The sequence below is a fragment of the Cryobacterium sp. MLB-32 genome (genome assembly GCF_000738085.1).
In the GTDB taxonomy this organism is placed as follows: domain Bacteria; phylum Actinomycetota; class Actinomycetes; order Actinomycetales; family Microbacteriaceae; genus Cryobacterium.
The window spans coordinates 1-2,061 of record NZ_JPRS01000279.1; the positions used below are offsets into that span (position 1 = coordinate 1).

Genomic DNA, 2,061 nt, shown 5'->3' on the forward strand with positions numbered 1-2,061 from the left:
GCCGGCGACGGGGGACGCTCGCCATAGAGGGCAGCGATGGGGTCTCCCGGAAGAGAGAAAACCATGAAGTAGATCAGGAACGTGGCGCCGAAAAACACGGGGATCATCTGAAGCAGACGCTTACCGGTATACCAGAGCATCAGGTCCCCACAGTGGAACGAATATGCATGAACATCACAATCACTTAGAGAGAGAAGAAGTCTAACCAACGGAACACCCGGGGGCTCACGCCCCCGGGTGTTCGCACATTAGGAAATTCTTACGGCTGAGTTAGCCCTTGGTGATCTCGTGGTACATCGGCACGGAATCCCAGCCGAACTCGACGTTGCTCACCGAGTCAGACCAGACACCCGAGGTGTTCTGGTACCACAGAGGGATGGTCGGGAGGTCCTGCAGCAGGACTTCCTGGGCCTGGACGTACTTGGCGGTAGCGTCTTCAACGCTGGAGGCCGCAGCCCCTTCCTTGAGAAGCGTGTCGAACTCGACGCTGCTGTAGCCCTCGTAGTTCGAGCCCGCACCGGTCTGGTACAACGGCGCGAGGAAGTTGTACAGCGAGGGGTAATCGGCCTGCCAACCGGCGCGGGTGGCACCGGTCAGCGCCTGAGCGTCACGATCTTCGAGCGCAGCTGCGAAGGTGGGGTACGGCTTGCCGACAGCCGCGATGCCGAGGGTGTTCTTGACGCTATTGACAACAGCGTCGACCCAGACCTGGTGCGGTCCGTCCGCGTTGTAGGCGATGTCGAAGGTGCCGGTGTAGGGCGAGATAGCATCGGCTTCGGCCCACTTGGCCACGGCCTCTTCAGGGTTGTACTCGAGCACTTCGGATCCCTTGAGGGAATCGGAGTAGCCGTCGATCACCGGGGAGGTGAAGTCGGTGGCCGGGGTGCGGGTGCCCTGGAAGACAACGTCGGTGATTTCGGCACGGTCGATGGCCATGGAGACAGCTGCACGACGGAGCTTGCCCTCTTCACCGGACCAGTGCTCGAGGTAGTACGGCATGTTGAAGGCCTGGAAGACCGCGGCGGGCTCGTTCACGAAGGTGTCCGGAAAGTCGGACTGATAGCTCGCGAGTGCGGCTTCGGGAATGGCATCGAGCACATCGAGGTCGCCGCCCTGAACCGCGGCGTAGGCCGCGTCGAAGGAGGCGTAGAAGATGATGGTCAAGCCGTTGTTCTTCGGGGTGCGCACGCCGGCGTAGTTGGGGTTGGTGAGAAGGTCGATCTGCACGTCGTGCTGCCAGGAATCCGCGCTGGCCAGCATGTAGGGGCCGTTGCCGATCGGGTTCTGGCCGAACGCGTCCATGTCCTCGAACGCGACGGAGGGCAGCGGCGAGTACGCCGAGTACCCGAGGCGCAGCGGCCAGTCGGCCTCTGAGCCGGCGAGCTCAACGGTGAAGGTGGTGTCGTCGACGACCGTCAGACCGGACATGGTCTCGGCGAGGGGCGCGGCGACCTGGAGCACTTCGCCGGTGTCCTTGTCGGTGGCGCCGGTGGGATCATCAGCCATGTTGGAGACGTCTGAGTACCCGACGATGTTGTCGAAGAAATACGAGGATCCCTGCGCGTTGGTCGACAGCGCGCCGTAGTTCCAGGCGTCGACGAACGATGAGGCCGTGACGGGCTCGTCGTTGGTGAAGGTCCAGCCGTCGTTCAGCGTGACGGTCCAGTTGGTGGCGTCGTCGGACTCGATCGACTGGGCGACCTCGTCCTGAATCTCCCCACTCGCCGAGTAGGAGACCAAGCCGGCGAAGATCGACGTGATGATCTTTCCGCCACCCACCTCGGTGGTGTTGGTCGGGATCAATGACATCTGCGGCTCGGTGCCGTTCGTGGTGATGATTCCGTTGTCAGCGCCGGCATTACTCGAGCAGCCGGAGAGCGTCAGTGCTCCCACGGCGGCAATGGCGATTGCGACGACGCCAAGTCTCTTGATTCTCAATTTTCCTCCAGTGAAAAGGTGAACGCCGGGCACAGTTTGTGGCCGGACCGGCGTTATCGTTAGTTTCGACACTAATTGGGGACTTGACCAAACCGGCCATCGGTGGATGAACCGTTACCTACG

At 61.8% G+C, this 2,061-nt stretch carries 1 protein-coding gene and 1 pseudogene; both read right to left on the reverse strand.

Annotated features, from left to right (window positions below; all coding sequences use genetic code 11):
- Positions 1-140: pseudogene (locus tag JF66_RS23195) on the reverse strand (ABC transporter permease); the annotation flags it as partial.
- Positions 141-270: 130 nt separating this feature from the next.
- Positions 271-1,938, reverse strand: coding sequence for an ABC transporter substrate-binding protein (locus JF66_RS17545; protein ID WP_035880049.1), 1,668 nt, complete (start codon positions 1,936-1,938; stop codon positions 271-273).
- Positions 1,939-2,061: the final 123 nt, after the last annotated feature.